The sequence below is a fragment of the Paenibacillus sp. BIC5C1 genome (assembly GCF_032399705.1).
GTDB classification, from domain to species: domain Bacteria; phylum Bacillota; class Bacilli; order Paenibacillales; family Paenibacillaceae; genus Paenibacillus; species Paenibacillus taichungensis_A.
On sequence record NZ_CP135922.1, the window covers coordinates 3,298,524 to 3,316,514 of the forward strand.

General features: G+C 45.5%; 13 protein-coding genes. 12 read left to right on the top strand and 1 reads right to left on the bottom strand.

Annotated features, from left to right (window positions below; all coding sequences use genetic code 11):
* Positions 1–86: 86 nt before the first annotated feature.
* The 10 genes from RS891_RS14925 to RS891_RS14970 all read left to right on the top strand — a co-directional run bounded on the left by RS891_RS14925 (position 87) and on the right by RS891_RS14970 (position 11,847).
* Positions 87–965, top strand: coding sequence for a helix-turn-helix transcriptional regulator (locus RS891_RS14925; protein ID WP_113054832.1), 879 nt, complete (start codon positions 87–89; stop codon positions 963–965).
* A gap of 85 nt (positions 966–1,050) precedes the next feature.
* Positions 1,051–2,325, top strand: a complete 1,275-nt coding sequence (locus RS891_RS14930; protein WP_315795850.1) for an ABC transporter substrate-binding protein — start codon at positions 1,051–1,053, stop codon at positions 2,323–2,325.
* A 52-nt stretch (positions 2,326–2,377) separates the two neighbouring features.
* Entirely contained in the window at positions 2,378–3,268 is an 891-nt protein-coding gene (locus RS891_RS14935; protein ID WP_315795852.1) for a carbohydrate ABC transporter permease, read from the top strand.
* Between the two features lie 15 nt (positions 3,269–3,283).
* Complete coding sequence (locus RS891_RS14940; RefSeq protein WP_113054830.1) at positions 3,284–4,165, top strand: carbohydrate ABC transporter permease; 882 nt, start codon at positions 3,284–3,286, stop codon at positions 4,163–4,165.
* A gap of 197 nt (positions 4,166–4,362) precedes the next feature.
* Positions 4,363–5,118 (top strand): response regulator transcription factor, encoded by a 756-nt coding sequence (locus RS891_RS14945; protein ID WP_315795854.1) that lies wholly within the window; start codon positions 4,363–4,365, stop codon positions 5,116–5,118.
* Positions 5,087–6,739: a sensor histidine kinase gene (locus RS891_RS14950; RefSeq protein ID WP_315795856.1), complete on the top strand. Its 1,653-nt coding sequence runs from the start codon at positions 5,087–5,089 to the stop codon at positions 6,737–6,739. The genes RS891_RS14945 and RS891_RS14950 overlap by 32 nt, the downstream gene beginning before the upstream one ends.
* 218 nt (positions 6,740–6,957) lie before the next feature.
* Positions 6,958–8,595, top strand: a complete 1,638-nt coding sequence (locus RS891_RS14955) for an extracellular solute-binding protein (protein WP_315795858.1) — start codon at positions 6,958–6,960, stop codon at positions 8,593–8,595.
* Between the two features lie 142 nt (positions 8,596–8,737).
* Complete coding sequence (locus RS891_RS14960; protein ID WP_315796332.1) at positions 8,738–9,649, top strand: ABC transporter permease; 912 nt, start codon at positions 8,738–8,740, stop codon at positions 9,647–9,649.
* A 10-nt stretch (positions 9,650–9,659) separates the two neighbouring features.
* Complete coding sequence (locus tag RS891_RS14965; RefSeq protein WP_315795860.1) at positions 9,660–10,547, top strand: carbohydrate ABC transporter permease; 888 nt, start codon at positions 9,660–9,662, stop codon at positions 10,545–10,547.
* Between the two features lie 160 nt (positions 10,548–10,707).
* Positions 10,708–11,847 (top strand): glycoside hydrolase family 76 protein, encoded by a 1,140-nt coding sequence (locus RS891_RS14970; protein WP_315795862.1) that lies wholly within the window; start codon positions 10,708–10,710, stop codon positions 11,845–11,847.
* 236 nt (positions 11,848–12,083) lie between these two features.
* Here RS891_RS14970 and RS891_RS14975 read toward each other — a convergent pair whose 3' ends face one another.
* The gene (locus RS891_RS14975) at positions 12,084–14,144 is read right to left on the bottom strand and encodes a GxGYxYP domain-containing protein (RefSeq protein WP_315795864.1); all 2,061 of its coding nucleotides are present in this window, start codon (positions 14,142–14,144) and stop codon (positions 12,084–12,086) included.
* A gap of 307 nt (positions 14,145–14,451) precedes the next feature.
* On the opposite strand from RS891_RS14975, the gene RS891_RS14980 reads away from it, so the two are divergent.
* Positions 14,452–15,600: a GntR family transcriptional regulator gene (locus RS891_RS14980; protein ID WP_315795865.1), complete on the top strand. Its 1,149-nt coding sequence runs from the start codon at positions 14,452–14,454 to the stop codon at positions 15,598–15,600.
* Positions 15,601–15,769: 169 nt separating this feature from the next.
* Positions 15,770–17,974, top strand: coding sequence for a hypothetical protein (locus RS891_RS14985; protein ID WP_315795867.1), 2,205 nt, complete (start codon positions 15,770–15,772; stop codon positions 17,972–17,974).
* The last annotated feature ends 17 nt before the right edge of the window (positions 17,975–17,991 follow it).

Here is a 17,991-nt window from a genome sequence, read left to right on the forward strand (position 1 = left end):
CTCGATTAGAAGGGACAGCTATACTTGATGCATAATAATGATAACTAGATCATTGTTGAACTGGAAAATGAGGAAAGGGTGATTCGATGGGGGTACCTACTTTTCTTGAAACAGGTCATATGACAGAAGGTTTTCCAATCCGGGTGATTCATACCGAGGAACAGTTTAATTTTGCCGCACACTGGCATGAAGAGGTTGAATTGGTTGTAGTCAATGGCAAAAGCGCGAGAATTGGCGTGAATAACCATGTATTTGACCTTGAACATGGAGACGTGCTGCTTATTAAACCGGGAGACATTCACTGTTTCTTGCCAGGTACAGATCATTTAACCATTATCCTGTTTCGACTGGAATTATTAGCAGGAAGCTTTACAACCGAAAGAGAAACCCAGGACCTGGGTGAGCTTTTCAATAAAACGACGGTCATCCCGTGCAGCCTTTGTCATGAGAAAAACCTCGGGAAATATATAGACGCCTTAGCCAATGAAGAGAAGGATCAACAGGTGGGGTATCGCTGGTTAATGGTTGCCAGATTATATGATCTTATTGTTCATATGCTGCGCACAAAGGCACCGATTACAGATAAATTAACTTCAGGTTGGCCCTGTACTCCTTCCAAAAAATTCGAATTTCTCGAATCGGTCTGTGAATACCTGGAAGAGCACTATGCTGAACCTATTAAACTCGATCAGGTCGCGGAGCACATTAAATTCAGCAAGTTTCACGTATGCAAACTGTTTAAAGAAATCAAAGGAATCACATTGATGGAATATCTGAATCATTTTCGAATCATCAAATCGGAATGGGCGTTATTGTTTCGCGAAGAATCCATTCTGGATATTGCCATTGGTCATGGGTTCAACAATGTGAACTCATACAACCGTCTTTTCAAAAAATATAATGACTGTACTCCGTCCGAATTTCGGAAGAAGCATCGTACGAACATCACAACATATGATGGATGATTCACAATATTTGGGGAGAAAGCCTTCTTCAAAATCCATATACTCTAATAAATTGTAAGCGTTTCCTTTTTGAAGGAGGGGGCCCATGAAGAAGTTTAAGCTTAAATATATCTCCATGATTGCACTCGTAAGCGCAGTGATAATGGTGTCCGGCTGCCAGCCAAGTGGAGCCAACCAGTCCAAGCAGGAGGAGATCACCGTCTGGAGCTTTACGGATGAAGCAGGTTATGCGATTGAGAAATTCGAGGAGAAATACCCTGATATTAAGGTGAACTTTGTCAATATTCCAGGCAATTTCTACATCACCAAGCTTAAGTCTGCACTACAGACAACGTCCAAGGCTCCGGATGTGTTTATGATCGAGAATGCCAATATAAGAGAGCTGATTGATGTGCCTTATCTGGAAAATTTATCGGAGGCACCGTATAACGCAAATGAACTAATTCCAGAGCAATATGCCTTTGTGCAAGCTAATGAGAAGGATAGCGAAGGAAATGTTAGAGCAATCGGTTATCAGGGAACGCCTGGAGGCATTTATTATCGGAGAGATCTGGCCAAAGAATATTTGGGTACGGACGATCCGGAGAAGGTAGCGCCGCAAATGGATACATGGGAGAAGATATTCGAGATTGGAGAGAGGGTAGAGCAGCAAAGTGGAAGTAAAGTTCATGCCCTTGCCAACTGGAATGCAATATCCAATTCGTATGATGGTATCCCATGGGTTAAGGAGGGGAAGTTAGTCATCGATCCCACCTATATGAAGGTGCTTGACCTTGTTCGTGAAGCCCGTCAGCGGCATGTGCTTGCAGAGTTGGATGATGGTAGCGCCGGATATGCGGCTTCAATGCAAAAAGGCCAGGTGATGTTCTATCCGGGAGCAACATGGGCGTTGCAATATACATTTAAGGCAAATGCTCCGGATACCGAAGGATTGTGGGGTCTCGCACCGGGGCCATCCGCTTTTAGTGCCGGAGGAACTTATATTGCAATGTATAGCAAAAGTGAAAAAAAGGATCTAGCCTGGAAGTTTATTGAGTTTTATAACTTTAATCATGATTTTCTGTCTGGGCTTGCGAAGGAACAGGACTATTTTACAAGCAATATGGTCGTGAATGATCAGCTTGCTGGATCTGCAACCTCAGCGTATTTGGGCGGGCAGAAGCATTTTGAGTTTTTCTCGGAAGCGGCCAAGCAGGTCCCTGTATATGAACGAACCAAATATGACTCAATCATTAACAATGATATCTTCAAAAATGTACTCCAGTTGTATCTCAATAACGACATTCAGACCAAAGAAGAAGCCGTAAAACGGATCAAACGTGATGTCAAATTGAGATTTCCGGAGCTGGAAGTGGATTAGCTTAGAAGTAAGCAAATGACTTTTAATCATCCGATGACTGGGGGTACAAAACATGTTTGCCAAGTCCATCCGCAAAGACCATTACGGATACTATTTCATTGCTCCGTTTTTCATTCTTTTCGCCATTTTTGGGCTATACCCCATTCTGTATTCTCTCTATATCAGCTTCACCAACTTTGATGGGATTACTACGCCGGACTTCGTCGGAATGGGTAACTATATTGCTGTTCTGCAAGATCCTTTGTTCTACAAGACGTTATTTAATACCCTTTTTATCTGGGGTGTCTCTGTAGTTCCACAACTAACCGTTTCGCTTGTACTCGCCTTTATCCTCAACGACAAGCTACTTAAGGGAAGAGACATTTTCAGAGCGGTTTATTTCTTTCCCAACATCGTGACCGCTGCATCATTGGGTCTGCTTGTGAGTCTGATCTTTGATTGGCAATCCGGCGGTTTGAATCATTTTCTGGTTCAGGTTGGACTCATCGATAATCCAATTAACTGGAAAAATAATCCCTGGTTTATGCGACTGATCGTTTCATCCATCCTGTTCTTTCAATACTTTGGTTACTCCATGGTCATCTATCTGGCAGGGCTTCAGGGTATTGATCCCGCTCTGCAGGAAGCCGCTCAAATGGATGGGGCGAAAAAGAAACATATTTTCATTCATATCATCGTTCCAATGTTGCGCCCAATCATTCTGTTTCAGATGATCACATCCATTATTGGGGGCATTCAGATTTTCGATCAGCCGTTTACACTGACGAATGGATCGGGTGGTCCGGACCGTGCAGCCATGACAAGTATTATGTATCTATATAATGTGGCATTCCAAAGTACACGTTTTGGTTATGGGGCGGCGATTGCATTCTGTCTGTTCATCATCATTATCCTGCTATCGGTCGTATCCTTCATGATGACGAAGCGCAAGAGCCGTGCATAGGGAGGGGGAAATGTAATGCAAACCGTCAAACCAGTCGAACAACAAAAAGTCACTCTACAGCAATACGATACTGTAAGGCGTCTGACCCTGGGCAAAGTCATCATATATTTGTGTCTGATTAGTCTTGCCGTAATCTGTATCATCCCATTTTATCTCATGCTCATCTATTCCACACATAACAATGCAACGATTGCATCGACATTTACGTTTCTGCCTGGACCCTTCCTGTTGGATAATTATACGAACATGGCTTCCAAAATCAATATCTGGCGCGGGTTTGCCAACAGTTTTTTCATTGCCGGAACTTCTACGGTGCTATCCTTGTATATCGGTTCCCTGACGGCATATGGCTTCGCCAAATTCAAATTCAAAGGTCGCAACTGGCTATTTCTGTTCCTGCTTGCCACCATGATGGTACCTGGGCAGCTCGCACTGATCGGGATGTATCGTCTGTTTAGTACGTTAGGTTTGCTGGACAGCTATGCAGCGATCATTTTGCCGGCAGCGGCGAATGCATTTAATGTATTTTTTATCAAACAATTTATGGAGAGCAGCATTCCGGACGAGATTATTGAATCTGCACGTGTAGATAGCGCAGGGGAGTTCCGTACGTTCAATCAGATTGTTTTGCCCATACTGGGTCCGGCCATCTCAGCCCTTGGCATATTTACCTTTATCGGTTCGTGGAATAATTTCCTTACGCCGCTGGTGCTGTTTTTCTCCCTGGATAAATATCCGCTTCCGGTACTCGTTGCGCTGGTGCAAGGATATTATGGCATGGATTACGGACTGTTGTATCTGGGGGTTGCGATCTCGATCTTGCCTATTATCATTGTGTTTGCGATATTCTCCAGACAAATTATAGGCAGTGTTGCCTTGGGTGCGGTTAAAGGATAACATGTGTACGGAACTAGTCGCCTTCTTGGCGGCTTTTTTTGTTGTTTATATAAGTATGCCTATTGCAAAAGTGGCGGAACACCATTTTGAAAGCCTTTTCAAAAATCTATGATATACTACGGTATGACTGGCATACCATGGAAAAAAAGATGTTCCAACTTATCGTTTCCTTCAATTTCACCTGCAAAGGAGATGTCATGATGTTTAATGTTCTTGTTGTTGACGATGAGTGCGCTCAAAGAGAAGGCATTAAGGATTTGATCTCTCACTACGGCTTTCCCTTTCAAGTATTGGAAGCTGAGAACGGGATGAGCGCAGAGCGGATTCTGGTTCAGAACGCGATTGATATCCTCATCACCGACGTCAAAATGCCGCTTATGGACGGACTGGAGCTTAGCAAACAAGCCAGGAAAACGCAGCAGAACATAAAAATTGTCATCTGCAGCGGTTATGATGAATTTGAATATGCCCGCAGTGCGATTCGGCTGGGGGTAGTTAATTATTTGCTCAAGCCACTGGTCAGAGAAGAGTTTCTACAGGTGATAGAAGATATTACGCAAATCCGTCCTTTTGGCGGAGGTCCCGAACCGGAATCAGTGGAATCGAAGGTTATTCGACAGGTGAAGGATTATGTAAAGGATAACCACCAGAGAGATATTTCATTGTCCGAGGCAGCCCATGATGTTTATTTATCGCCAGGGTATTTGAGCATTTTGTTTAAAAAAGAGACCGGAGAAAACTTCTCGAAATATTTGACCGATTATCGTTTGCGGCGTGCAAGCCATCTGCTGGCTCATTCGAATATGAAAATCAATGATATTGCAGAGGCAGTTGGTATCGACAATCATTCTTATTTTGCCAAGCTGTTCAGAAATAGGTTCGGTGTCAGTCCGTTACAGTTCAGAGAGTGCGGGGTGCTTCATGATCGGATGGATCAAGAGCAAATTCAATGATATCAAGTTCCGAAACAAGCTGCTGCTGTCGCATTTGGTGATTGCACTCATTCCGATTCTTCTGCTGGGGTTGCTCTCCTTCATTCAGTCTTACCGAATTCAAATGAAGGAGTTGCGGAGCGAAGCAGAAGCGAGTCTGGAGCAGGTGTCTAACATTATGGATTATAAGATTAATCGGTATAACACGTTAAGTGAGTTCATGGTGCTTAATCGGGACTTATCGCAAATATTTACGAAAGACTACGAAGAAAATTATTATCATATGTACCTGGATTTCCGGGATATCCTGGAGCCGTTGATCTCGAACATCCGGCTGATGGATGATGATATTGAAGACATTACCTTTTATACGTCCGGGGAGTTATTGGGAATCCGCAATAATATTTTGCCAATCGGGGATCTCAAGAGCAAGTCCTGGTATGACGGATTTCGAGGCAGACGCTGGATTGTGGATGGGGAGAAGCTTTATCTCGTTCAGGAATTGATCAGCAATCCGAAAGACAGCAATTTCATGGTGATCTCCATTCAGCATGATAGCATCTTTGCAGACCTGGACAATCTGTCGGAACATGTAGCCGTTTATATTGAGGATGCGAAGCAGCGTCTGATTTTTCAGGAAAACCACGAGCGTGCTGCTGTGGCCGCAGGTTCGAAAGTTGGGGAATCTGGCGATCTAAGTCTTAGCCGCTCACTCGCCAACAACGGATGGACCATTCACTATAATCTGCTGAATACCAATGCGTACGCCAATGCAATGAGTATTTTTCAAATTACGCTGTTTGTCATCATTCTCAGTCTGATTATTACCTTCCTGCTCATTTATGTCATTTCTAATAACTTTACGCAAAGAATTATCCATATCAAGAACAAGGTGGACAAGGTAGAACGGAACAATCTGGATGTGATTATCCGAAGTTCATCCAGGGATGAATTTGGTGAGCTGACTAACGGTATCGGGAAAATGCTGACAAGGATCAACAGCCTGATCTCCCAGGTGTATCATGCCGAGATCGCCAAGAAGGAGAGTGAATATAATAAGTTGATTAGTCAGATCAACCCTCACTTCCTGTACAACACACTTTCGTTTATACGCTGGAGGGCCGAGAAAAGGGCGGATATAGAAACGAGTTATATGGTATCTGCATTAGCCCGTTTCTATAGGACAACACTTAACCAGGGGAAGAATATGGCCACCCTCAAGGATGAGGTTCAGCATATTAAGGCATATTTGGATTTGCAGCTCATCATGAACGATGGCCGATTTGATGTGGATTATCATATCAATGACGAGGTATTACATATCGAGGTGATTCATTTTATTTTGCAGCCTATTGTGGAGAACGCTATCAAGCATGGTTTTGTGGAGCCAGATGCGTCCGATTGTCACATTCACATTGCGGTTAGCCGGGTGGAAGAGGGGATTAAATTAACCGTTCGTGATAACGGTGTTGGCATGACGCCGATGCAGACAGCTGGCTTGTTAACAGGAGAGAACGGTGGATGTGGTGTTCGGAACGTTAATGACCGAATTAAGCTGTATTATGGTCGGGATTACGGGCTTGTTATCCATAGTGAGCCAGGCAGCGGAACGGAAGTGTCAATTGTCCTTCCTGCCCCTTGAGTGCGTGTAATTCTATTAAAAACATAGCGGTAGTATTGAGGCGGTTGCTGCGGCAACCGCTTATTTATTCCTGTTATAAACTTTTAATACCCAGAAATAAAGTAAATTGGAGGTCATAAAAAAAGTGTTACATATCCGAAAAATGTGGCATATACGCCATTTGTGAAAACGCATACAATTTGGTTATCAAAAGCAAATCAGATAAAGGGGATGACAGGATGAAGAAGCGCAGCAAGATGGCTACGCTGCTGATCGGTAGCATGATGATGGCTGTGATCAGTGGCTGTACCGGAGGCACTAACGAGAGCGCACAACCGCAAATTTCAGAGCAGGACTATGAACCTTATGGTAAATATGAGACACCCGTGGAATTTACGATTGGCCGAAATACCAATCATGTGAACAACCTGCCTTCTGGTGATACCATTGAAAACAATCTGGCTACACGCTATGTAGAAGACCGGGTGAACGTCAAGGCCAAGGTCGCTTGGGAAACAGATGATATGGATCAGAAACTGTCACTCTCGATGACGACAGGCGACCTGCCGGATGTCATGCTTGTCAGCCGTGAAATATTTAATCAACTGGTGGATAACGATCTCATCGCCGACATGACAGAGATTTATGAGAAGACAGCTTCCGAAGGTGTTAAAAATATTTATGGTTCTTACGGAGATTTACTGCTGAATCAGGTAAAGGTGGACGGCAAAATCATGGGTCTGCCCATGACGAATATCGGCAATCAGCATCAATTGCTGTGGGTCCGTAAGGATTGGGTGGATAAAGTAGGCGCGAAGCTGCCTGAATCCGTCGAGGATGTATGGAATCTCGCCAGAACGTTTGTAGAGAAGGATGTCTCGGGAACAGGTAAGACCGTAGGCATGGTCATGGATTCGAATGCGATGAATTTTACGCCAATCTTTGCCGCGCATGGTGCCTTTCCCATGAACTGGATACAGAAAGACGGTCAGGTTGAGTATGGATCTGTTCAGCCTGAAGTAAAGCAAGCACTGACAGAACTGAGCGCCATGTATAAAGAAGGTTTGATTGATAAACAGTTTGCTGTCCGGTCGAACGAGGAGAAGGAAGCCCTAGTTATCAACGGACAGGCAGGAATGGTATTTAATCCATGGTGGATCGGCTACACCAACTACAAGGATTCCATTAAGCAAGATCCTAAAGCAGTCTGGGTTGCCGTATCTGCACCAGTAGATGAGAATGGCAAGTTCAAGACGATCCGGCAAGATCCGGTGGGCGGCGGCATTGTCGTTGTGAAGAAGGACTTTGCGCATCCTGAAGCCATCATGAAATCAGTCAATTTAACAACGGATTTTCTGTACTCCTTAACGGAAGACGCAATCAATTACAAGAAAGAGCATCCTGACGAGTTGCTGACCGATGCAAGCCGCTGGAACAATGATCCTACCCAGATTCCGATGCAAGTCGATTATGATGATGTACTCAAGCGTTATTACGACGATCTGATCAAAGCAGATGAAGCCGGTGATGCTTCTGCTGTTCAGGAAGATCGAGTGGTTTCTTTCAAGGCCTATCAGGAATTCAAAGAGAAAGGAAATGCGATTGATGCAAACACCTACGGTGAATACCTCTCCCGGATCGAAGGGCAGCGTGAGGCGAACAATCCAAACCTGGAAGTGATCCCCGCAGGCTTTTATGGGACAACTGAGACGATGAAGCTGAAGTGGGCGAATCTGCAGAAGCTAGAAGAGGAAACCATGCTCAAGATCATTATGGGGGAAGCGCCTGTAGATGAATTCGATAAATTTGTCGACACTTGGAAACGTACGGGTGGCGATGAGATTACAGAGGAAGTTAACGAGATGAGCAACAGATGACAACTGCGTGAGCTTAGGTGCGGAAGCCTGATTGTGGACTTTCGCACGGGCTTTCGCCGATAAAGCCTGTCCAATTAGGCACATGATGGAGGTGGAAAGGACAATGGCCCAAATGGAAACAACCGTTAATCAAGAGCGGGAAATGCGTTACGGGAGGAAAAAGAAACGTAAAACGTTTGATGAAATGACCTATCATTTTATGCTGCTGCCTGGCATGATCATGCTGTTCATTTTCTCAATTGTACCGATGTTCGGGGTTGTGATGGCATTCCAAAAGTTCATTCCTGCCAAAGGAATATTCGGGTCCAAATGGGCAGGGCTATCCAATTTCACGTATATGTTTCAACTGCCTGACGCGAAGCAGATTTTCATTAACACATTGGTCATCGCAGTTGGAAAGATTGCTCTAGGATTGATTGTACCCATCATTTTCGCTCTGCTGTTAAACGAGGTGCGACTGAAAGTATTCAAGAGTACAATTCAAACCATCGTCTATTTGCCGCATTTTATGTCCTGGGTGGTTCTGGGCACGATGCTGACCATGATCTTTTCCTTCGATGGTATGGTGAACAACTTCCTTGAGTTTCTCGGACTGGAGCGAATTATGTTCTTGGCAAGTAATGGCTGGTTCAGGCCGCTGCTCATTGTGACGGATACGTGGAAGGAATTTGGCTATGGGACGATAGTCTATCTGGCTGCATTAACGGCAATTAATCCTGCATTGTACGAATCAGCCGCAATGGACGGCGCAAGTCGCTGGAAACAGACGCTGAATATCACGCTTCCGGGTATGTTCCCGACGATTATCCTGCTGGGTACGCTGAGTCTTGGTAATGTACTGAATGCGGGTTTTGATCAGGTGTTTAACCTGTATAATCCGTTGGTATATGAAACGGGCGATATTATCGATACTTTTGTGTACCGTATGGGTCTGATCAACATGCAATATTCATTTGCAACAGCGATCGGACTGATGAAATCGGTGATCAGCTTTGTGCTGATTGTGATTTCCTACAGATTGGCTTCGAGGTATGCGGGGTACAGAATTTTCTAGGAGGGTTAGCATGATTCAATCCAAATCGCTCGGCTCCAGGCTATCCCGCCTGTTGATTATGTTTGCGTTAATTCTGATTACGTTCATGTCTTTGGCGCCGATTGTCAATACCATTATGGTGTCTGTCAGCAGCAGTACGGCTGTTAATGCAGGTCGGGTCTATTTTTTTCCGGTGGAGCTGAATTTCTCATCGTATGGCCAGATTCTGAATGATACGAAGTTTTGGAAGGCTTTTTTCATCTCGGTCGAGCGGGTGGTGCTTGGAGGAGCAATCAATATGTTTTTGACCATCCTCATGGCCTATCCGTTGTCACGAAGCATCACACAATTCAGATCGAGAAACACATATATGTGGATTATTGTGTTTACAATGCTGTTCAGCGGCGGAATCGTACCCTGGTATATGGTTATCAGCAAGTTGGGGTTAATCAACAGCATTTGGGCGCTAGTTTTGCCGGGGGCAGTTCCTGTCTTTAATGTAATTCTCCTTATGAACTTCTTCAAAGGAATTCCAAAGGAACTGGAAGAGGCCGCATTCATTGACGGTGCCAGTCCGCTTAAAATTCTGCTCAAAATCTTCATCCCCATTTCCATGCCGAGTCTGGCAACAATCATGCTGTTTGTCATTGTCGGGCACTGGAACAATTTCTTTGACGGGATCATTCTGATTAACGACAGCTCCAAAATCCCGCTCCAGACCTATCTGCAGCAGCTCAGCCTCACACGGGACCAGATGCAGAATCTTTCAGTCGAACAGTTGCAGCAGTTCAATAAAATCTCCAATACAACGTTAAATTCTGCCAAAATTCTGGTATCCATGATTCCCATTCTGCTGATTTATCCTTTTCTGCAACGTTATCTAATCCACGGAATCGTACTCGGAGCTGTAAAAGAATAGTTCTGGTTATCAGCATCATTAGCCGTTCTGCCTGAGAAACGTGGGAGGGGGTGAAGGAACATCGTCAGGGAAAGGCGCGAACAGAGCTGGAGCAAGGGATTGACACTGCTTTACGAGTGAACTGTTAGTTAAACGTCGACTGGAGAAGGGAAGGGATCTGATGAGCAAAAGGAAAATGGTGAGCCTCACGCTGGTAATCAGCATTATTCTGGTCACCACCATGGGGGCAACAAGCGGTGGCAAGAATCGCTATGCCGATCAGGCGCAGTGGTCGCAAGAGAAGCTGCATGAGTACTACTGGAATGATGCATCCAAAATGATGAATAATGCTTATCCGTCAACACCAGAAGGTGAAAAGGCCTTGAATTACTGGTGGAAGGCTCATGCAGTCGATGCATTGGTGGACGGATTCGAACGTACAGGAGACAAAGCGTACACTGAACGTGCGGAAGAACTCGTTCGCAGTATCATTGCACGCAACGGTTCACTTCACAATGAATTCTACGATGATATGGAATGGCTCGCGCTCGCCGGGCTTCGTCTGTATGATGCAACAGGCAGTGAAGAGATGAAGGGATACGTAATGGAGCTGTGGGATGACATTAAGACCGCCTGGTGGGATGATGAGCTTGGCGGCATGGCTTGGAAAAAGGATCAGCGATATAACCGCAATGCGTGCTCCAGTGGGCCTGCCGCCATCTTGGCCGCAAGGCTGTATGAACATTTTGGCGATGTACGGGATCTGGAATGGGCCAAAAAAATATATGAATGGGAGAAACAATATCTGGTAAATCCGCAAACGGGCCTGGTAGCGGATGGTTTGGTGCTGAAGGAGGATGGCACACTGGATGTGAATGAAGCATGGATCTTCACATACAATCAAGGCACGTTTATCGGAGCGGGTGTTGAACTCTACCGGATAACAGGGAAGAAGACGTATTTGAAAGATGCCGAGAAAACGGCAGCAGGTTCTTTGAAGACCTTAACGGATGAGAAGACGGGCATATTTAAAGAGGATGGCGACGGCGACGGTGCGTTGTTTAAAGGCATCCTGATCCGCTACATGGTTGAGTTATATGAAATTGGACATAACAAAAGTCTGAAAAAGGCGGTTTACCGTAACGCCGATGCCTTGCTGAAAGGTAGCCGGGATACTGGCTTATTCGGTCAAGCTTGGGGCAAAGCACCCCAGAACCCACTCGATCTTACCGCTCAGCTCAGCGGCGTATTTCTGCTGGAAGGAGCGGCTAAGCTGGAAGCAGGCAAAGTGGGTAAGCCAGATAAACCGGAAAAACCGTAAAAACCAGTGAAAAAGTAGGCATTTGAGTGGAAGATAGGCTAATTAGAAAAGTAATTATCGGAGGTCAGCGCCGTATGAGTCTTTCCAAGAGAAAGATCATGCGGTGCTGTTCTGTTCCGGTGTCACTGTTAAACGGTAAACAGCGGTGAGAGGTCTCATCAGAAAAAAGCATCGTACCCGATTCCTCAGGGTACGATGCTTTTTATGCGTTTGCAGATTCATTGTAAGTATGGTTATTACTTGCTAGGGGGTAAGTGGTAGCTTTCTCGGATTAAGGAGAAGTAGTCATCAGCACGGACAACCTTAAATTCTGTTCCAAGTTCTTCGGTGATCGCCAGTGCATCGGATGGAGTCGTGCTCCATGCAAGCAATCCAAGGGAAACGAACAATGGGGACTTACCATCCCAATTCGCTTTCGCTTCATTCAGCACTTGTAATCCGTCCTGCACCGTACTTATTCCACGAATCGTGGACACAGGCAGGCTATCGTCAACGATTTCCACACCATAGTTGTCTTCATAGCTGATGAATAAGCCGGGCGCATGATAATCCTGTGCATAAGCCTTGGCTTTAAATGGCGAGAGAGGTACATTCTCGCTGTCTACACGGTTCAACACATAAGGGATGGTCATGCCGGTCTTTTTCATATATTTTTCGGTCTGCTGCAAAAATTGCCGGAAGCTTGAGTCGGGCCATGGCTCTGGATAGAAGTATCCTGCACCGGACGGTCCTGCGATCAGCAGGTCATTCGGGGTTGCAGTGTTCACATAATAATTCAATATTGCTGGTGCGCCTTCGTAGAGAAGCGGGCTTGAGGTCCAGTTAATCGGAACCTTTCCTCTGGCCGGATCATCCCACATCACACGCATGCGATGCTGGTTATACTGGAAATTATCGCCTTCCGTAAAGGTATACGTTACATAGATTTTGTTCTCCAGCGCAGGTCGCGGAGATTTTTTCACCGGGGTGAGATTCGGTTTTGTTCCCGAGAAAACAGTCAGGTTGCTGAACCAATCGGCTGCGAGAACATAGACACCATATCGAGATGCAATCTCAACGGAGCTGAACTCACCTTCGACATCATTGCTGAACCAGCCAAGGTAGGGAGTTCCGGGTTTTACTTCAGACATGATCTTCTCGAAGAGTGCTTTTTGCTCAGGTACATTGGAATCCAGCCAGAATACCATCGCTTTATTAGCGACTGCATAATCCCTTAAATATGCATAAGGCTCCCGTTGCTCAGCGGAGAGAGGGCGGATATTGCCTGCGGATACTTTATACTGGTTCCACATGTCCACTTCAACCGTCAGGTTCTGAGTACCTGCGGGAGGAGTGAATTCATACACAAAATAATTGCCATTATCTGCAAAACGATGGCCGCCTTCTCCTTCGGCAACCTTGGAATTCTGTCTATCATACAGGAATTGTTCTTCTTCCGGTGTTCCTGCGATGAAGTTAGCGATCTCTTTTCCATCCGCCTTGACCGTAACCTCATGTACAGCCGGCCCCCAGCCATCCTGAGTAAAAGCGTCATCAAATCGGAGATATACCGAAGATTTTCCCAAGAGTGAAGAAAGATCCAGGGAATACGTATCACGGTTGCTTGCATCTCGAATCTGTTGTTTCTCCTCCGCAATCGTAACGAAGGATTCAGGCATGCCGGATGGGATGCGAATCGCTGTATCCGGATCGAGTCCAATTAACATCTGGTGATTCGTTTTCTTCCACAGATTCTCATATTGCCAGGTATAGGCATCTATCCGATTATTGAATTTACCCCGCAGGTCATCCATAATCTTCAATTTGTAAGGAGCTTTGGACAATTTGGCTGCTAACTCGGGACTGGCAACCACAGCATTCTTCAGTCCTGCAAGCGTGGTTGCTACGTTGATCGTATCAGGTACGTTGGGATCATATACAATCATGCCTTTGACTTCGCTGCGATAAGCGGAGAACACTTCCCAATAATCCTGATGAAGCGTGTAAGGTACCTTGATGTCCTTAAGCCAGGTCAGTTTTCCTTCTTCCTGGGACTCAATCAGATAGATTCGGGGTTGCTCTCTGTTAACGATTCCCTGTAATGTTCCCAGCAACAATTTGATATCACCTGGCGCATCATAGATGTCGGCTGCATCCAAATGTTTCGGCTTTTTGAAACTTGGCAGTTCACGGTGTTTGGACCCATCAGTTTTAGCTGTCTGTACCTGTACATCCGTTTCCGAAGCTGAAGCTGCACCGGCGGTTAATGAAAAAGCGCATATGAAAGCTAAACAGAGCATCGTGAATCTACGAGCCATGGCGAATTCACTCCTTGTAATAGTCAGAAATTAGAGCATGTGCCTTTGTAGTACCAACCCTCCTCTTGTGGCCAAAAGCCAATCCACACATCTCTATCCAACACATATTAAATATATTCATATATAATTTTACAAGGGGTTCGACAAAACTTCCCATAATTCCTGGAAATCAGGCATATTTAATGCGATGATATCAAGGAGATGTTCTATGCAACTGCAGATAAGCTCAGCTTGTTTATTGCACTTGCAGGTGAAAGGATATATTATATATCTCAAATATTATGAATGAATTGGTGATGTGATCAAAATGAGTACAAATGATCGAATTCCACTGTATCAACAAATCCAGGACTATATCAGACATGTCATAACTCAAGAAAATATGAAACCCGGTGATCGCATACCAACAGAGAAGGAACTGATGGATCAGTTTCAGGTCAGTAAAATTACGGTTGCCAATGCCTTGACCGGACTAGCAAATGAAAAGTTAATTGCACGTGTGCCGGGGAAAGGCAGTTTTGTAGCTGAAGAAGCGGATAGTGCTTCTGTGACCTCAACGCAAGCGACCCCCATGAAAGGTAGAGAGGGGACACTATCTACAGGAATGATTGGCATCATTGTGCCATCCATCCATGATTACTTTGCCATTCGGCTCGTTGAGGGAATTGAGCAAGCCTTGCGTGAGAAAGGATATCGCAGCATGATCATGTTTACGCATGGCAAGGTGGATAAAGAGAAGGATGTCATCAAGGAAATGAAGGCGCTTGGTGCAGAAGGTCTGTTAATCTTTCCCGTCGATGAAGAAAACTACAACGAGGAGATCCTCGGCATGAAGCTCTCGGGTTTTCCTTTTGTACTAATGGATCGCTATTTGCCAGGGGTCGAGACACATTATATTGCGGCAGATGGGAGACGGGGCACGAGGCTAGCTGTGGAGCATCTATGGGAGCTGGGACACCGGGATATCGCTATTTGCTCCGATTCTCCCCTTCAGACAGTCACGGTTCAGGAGCGGATCGAAGGTTATATTGAGGCATTAAAAGGCAAAGGCGCGTTAATCAATCCTGCTCATATGATTACGGATTTTCAACCGTTAAGTGAACTTAAGGAAGCGGAAGCGCACCCTTTGTATCGATATATCCAAAATCGAATGGTCACAGCCTATGTTTCGCTTAACGGCAGGTTAGGTGTGCAAATCTATCAAATGGCCAAGCAAGCAGGGCTTCAAGTGCCTGAAGATGTGTCGATAGTAAGCTTCGATGATCCCACCTCAATCGTGGAGGAATTCAGTATATTTACCCATGTGAAGCAGTTTGAGCGGGATATGGGGTATCGGGCGGCTGCTAAATTACTTGAAGTATTACGTGGTCATGGGGAAGCGAAAAGTTATAGCAAAATGCTGATTGAACCCGAGCTGGTCGTACGTCAAACCACCGGAACGGTTCCTCGAACTTAAATTTCACAAAAAAAGAAAACCTTTTCCGTAGAGAAGCGGAGAAGGTTTTTTTTATATTTGTGTAAAAAAACATATTGAATATATTCATATCATATATTATAGTCTAGAAAATGATGGATAGTCATACATTGCAACCCAAATCAAATACAAGCTTGGGGAGGTTAAGAAGATGGCACGAGATCGAAAGGAAGAGCGTACGGGATTTCAAGAATCTGCTGCTTATCATCCCGATTATGATTTACAGACAGACTTTGTGATGGTTTACGGGATTGATGAGTCGATGCAGGAACGCATTCTGAAGTGGAAAGAAAAAGGCTATGTGGTTCATTTGATGACAGGAGTTGCTTGGGGGACCTACAACAGCTATCTGGATGGCGAAGTCGATGGGGCAACACATTGGGATGAAGCTCAAATGGATCGGGAAGGCAACATGATTCTTCATGGGAGCGAGCCAGTCATTCCATATATGGTGCCTACCATTTCTTTTGGTCATTACATAGCGGATCGAATACGTATTGCCGTTGACGCCGGTGTGGAAGCCATCCATCTGGAGGAACCTGAATTCTGGGTAAATGGGGGCTATTCGGAAGCTTTCAAACGGGAATGGCAGCTGTATTACAAAGAGTCTTGGATTCCGCCACACGCTTCACCTGATGCACAATTTCGAGCTTCCAAATTAAAAGCGTATTTATATACACGTGTTCTGGACCGATTATGTGCAGAAATGAAGGACTACGCGTTAAAACGTTATGGTCGTGTCCTTCGCTTTTATGTTCCGACCCATAGTCTGATTAATTACACGCAGTGGCGTATTGTCAGTCCACAATCTCAACTTTTGGAGCTGCCCTCCATCGATGGGTATATTGCACAGATCTGGACCGGGACATCCCGAACCCCCAATGTGTATGAAGGGTTGCGTAAGGAACGTACGTTTGAAACCGCTTACCTAGAATACGGCGTCATGCAGGAACTGGTTCGTGGAACCGACAGACGGATGTGGTTCCTGCATGATCCGATCGAAGATAACCCGAATTACACCTGGGCTGATTACCGCCAGAACTACTTACAAACGGTGGTTGCCTCACTGCTGCATCCCGGGGTCGCTCATTATGAAGTCGCACCTTGGCCTCGACGAATCTTTCAAGGGAAATATCTTTCAGAGGATGGCTCAGGCAAGGAGCAAATCCCGTCAGATTATGCCACAACTTTGCTTCAGGTCATGCACACCCTTGGTAACATGAATCAGGATGTGATTGAAACCGCAGAGGAGCCATTACAAGTCGGCGTTTTTATTGCAGACTCAGCGATGTTTCAACGAATGAAGCCAGATCCCCATGCACCTCATGCCGGTAAATACGATGGAACAGATCCTGAAGGATTCCAGCAGGATGGCGATACAGAGCTGCTCGATTTCTCTCCTTTTTACGGTCTGACACTGCCGTTATTGAAACATGGTATTCCTGTCCGTCCACTTCAACTGGATAATGTAAGGCGGTATCCGGGTTACTTGGCAACTTATCGTGTACTCATACTGAGCTATGAATTTATCAAACCGGAATATCCGGACATTCATTATGCCCTTGCACAGTGGGTACAGGATGGCGGAGCGTTAATCTATGTAGGAGATGACAGCGACCCGTACCACGATATTCGTGCATGGTGGAACCATGACCGCAAGCAAGGGCAGTCAGATCCGACGTATAACTCCCCTCGAACGCATTTGTTTGAACAGCTAGGTCTAAAAGATAAGAGGCAAGGTGTCCATAAGGTAGGAAAAGGGGTAGTTTGCTGGCTGGATGAACACCCGGCTGACTTCACTTTATCCAAGGCAGGGGCTGATCGGCTGCGCCAATCTGTCAAAGAAACGATGGAAGTTGTCCTCGGACCAGAACTACGGTGGGAATCGAAGCCTTATTTCAAAATTAGACGAGGTCCCTATCTGATCGTATCGGTTCTCGATGAATCGGTCAGCGAAGAGGCAGTAGTCATTCCAGGTCCGATTGTGGATTTGTTTGATTCAAAGCTCTCCGTGCTGAGCCAGGTGACCCTAAATCCGGGTGAGCAAGCCTTGCTCTATGATATTGAAGCGGGTCGTCCAACGGATGGAGAAGTATCCGTCATTGCTGCTTCTTCCCGAATAGAAGATCTGTCCTCGTCGGCCACAGGTTTTCGATTCATTGCAAGAGGACCTGCCAGCATGAAGGCAACGGCAAGGTTGTACTGCAAGGCCAAACCATTATCTGCCGAGTATGTGGTTCAAGAGCAGTCGGCGCCAGTCGTATGGGATTGGGACCCGGAATCAAAGACAGTTCTTCTTCAGTACGAACATGGCAACGAGAACAATGCAGAGGTTCATGTCCGCTGGACTTCCTGAATTTACAATACAACCTG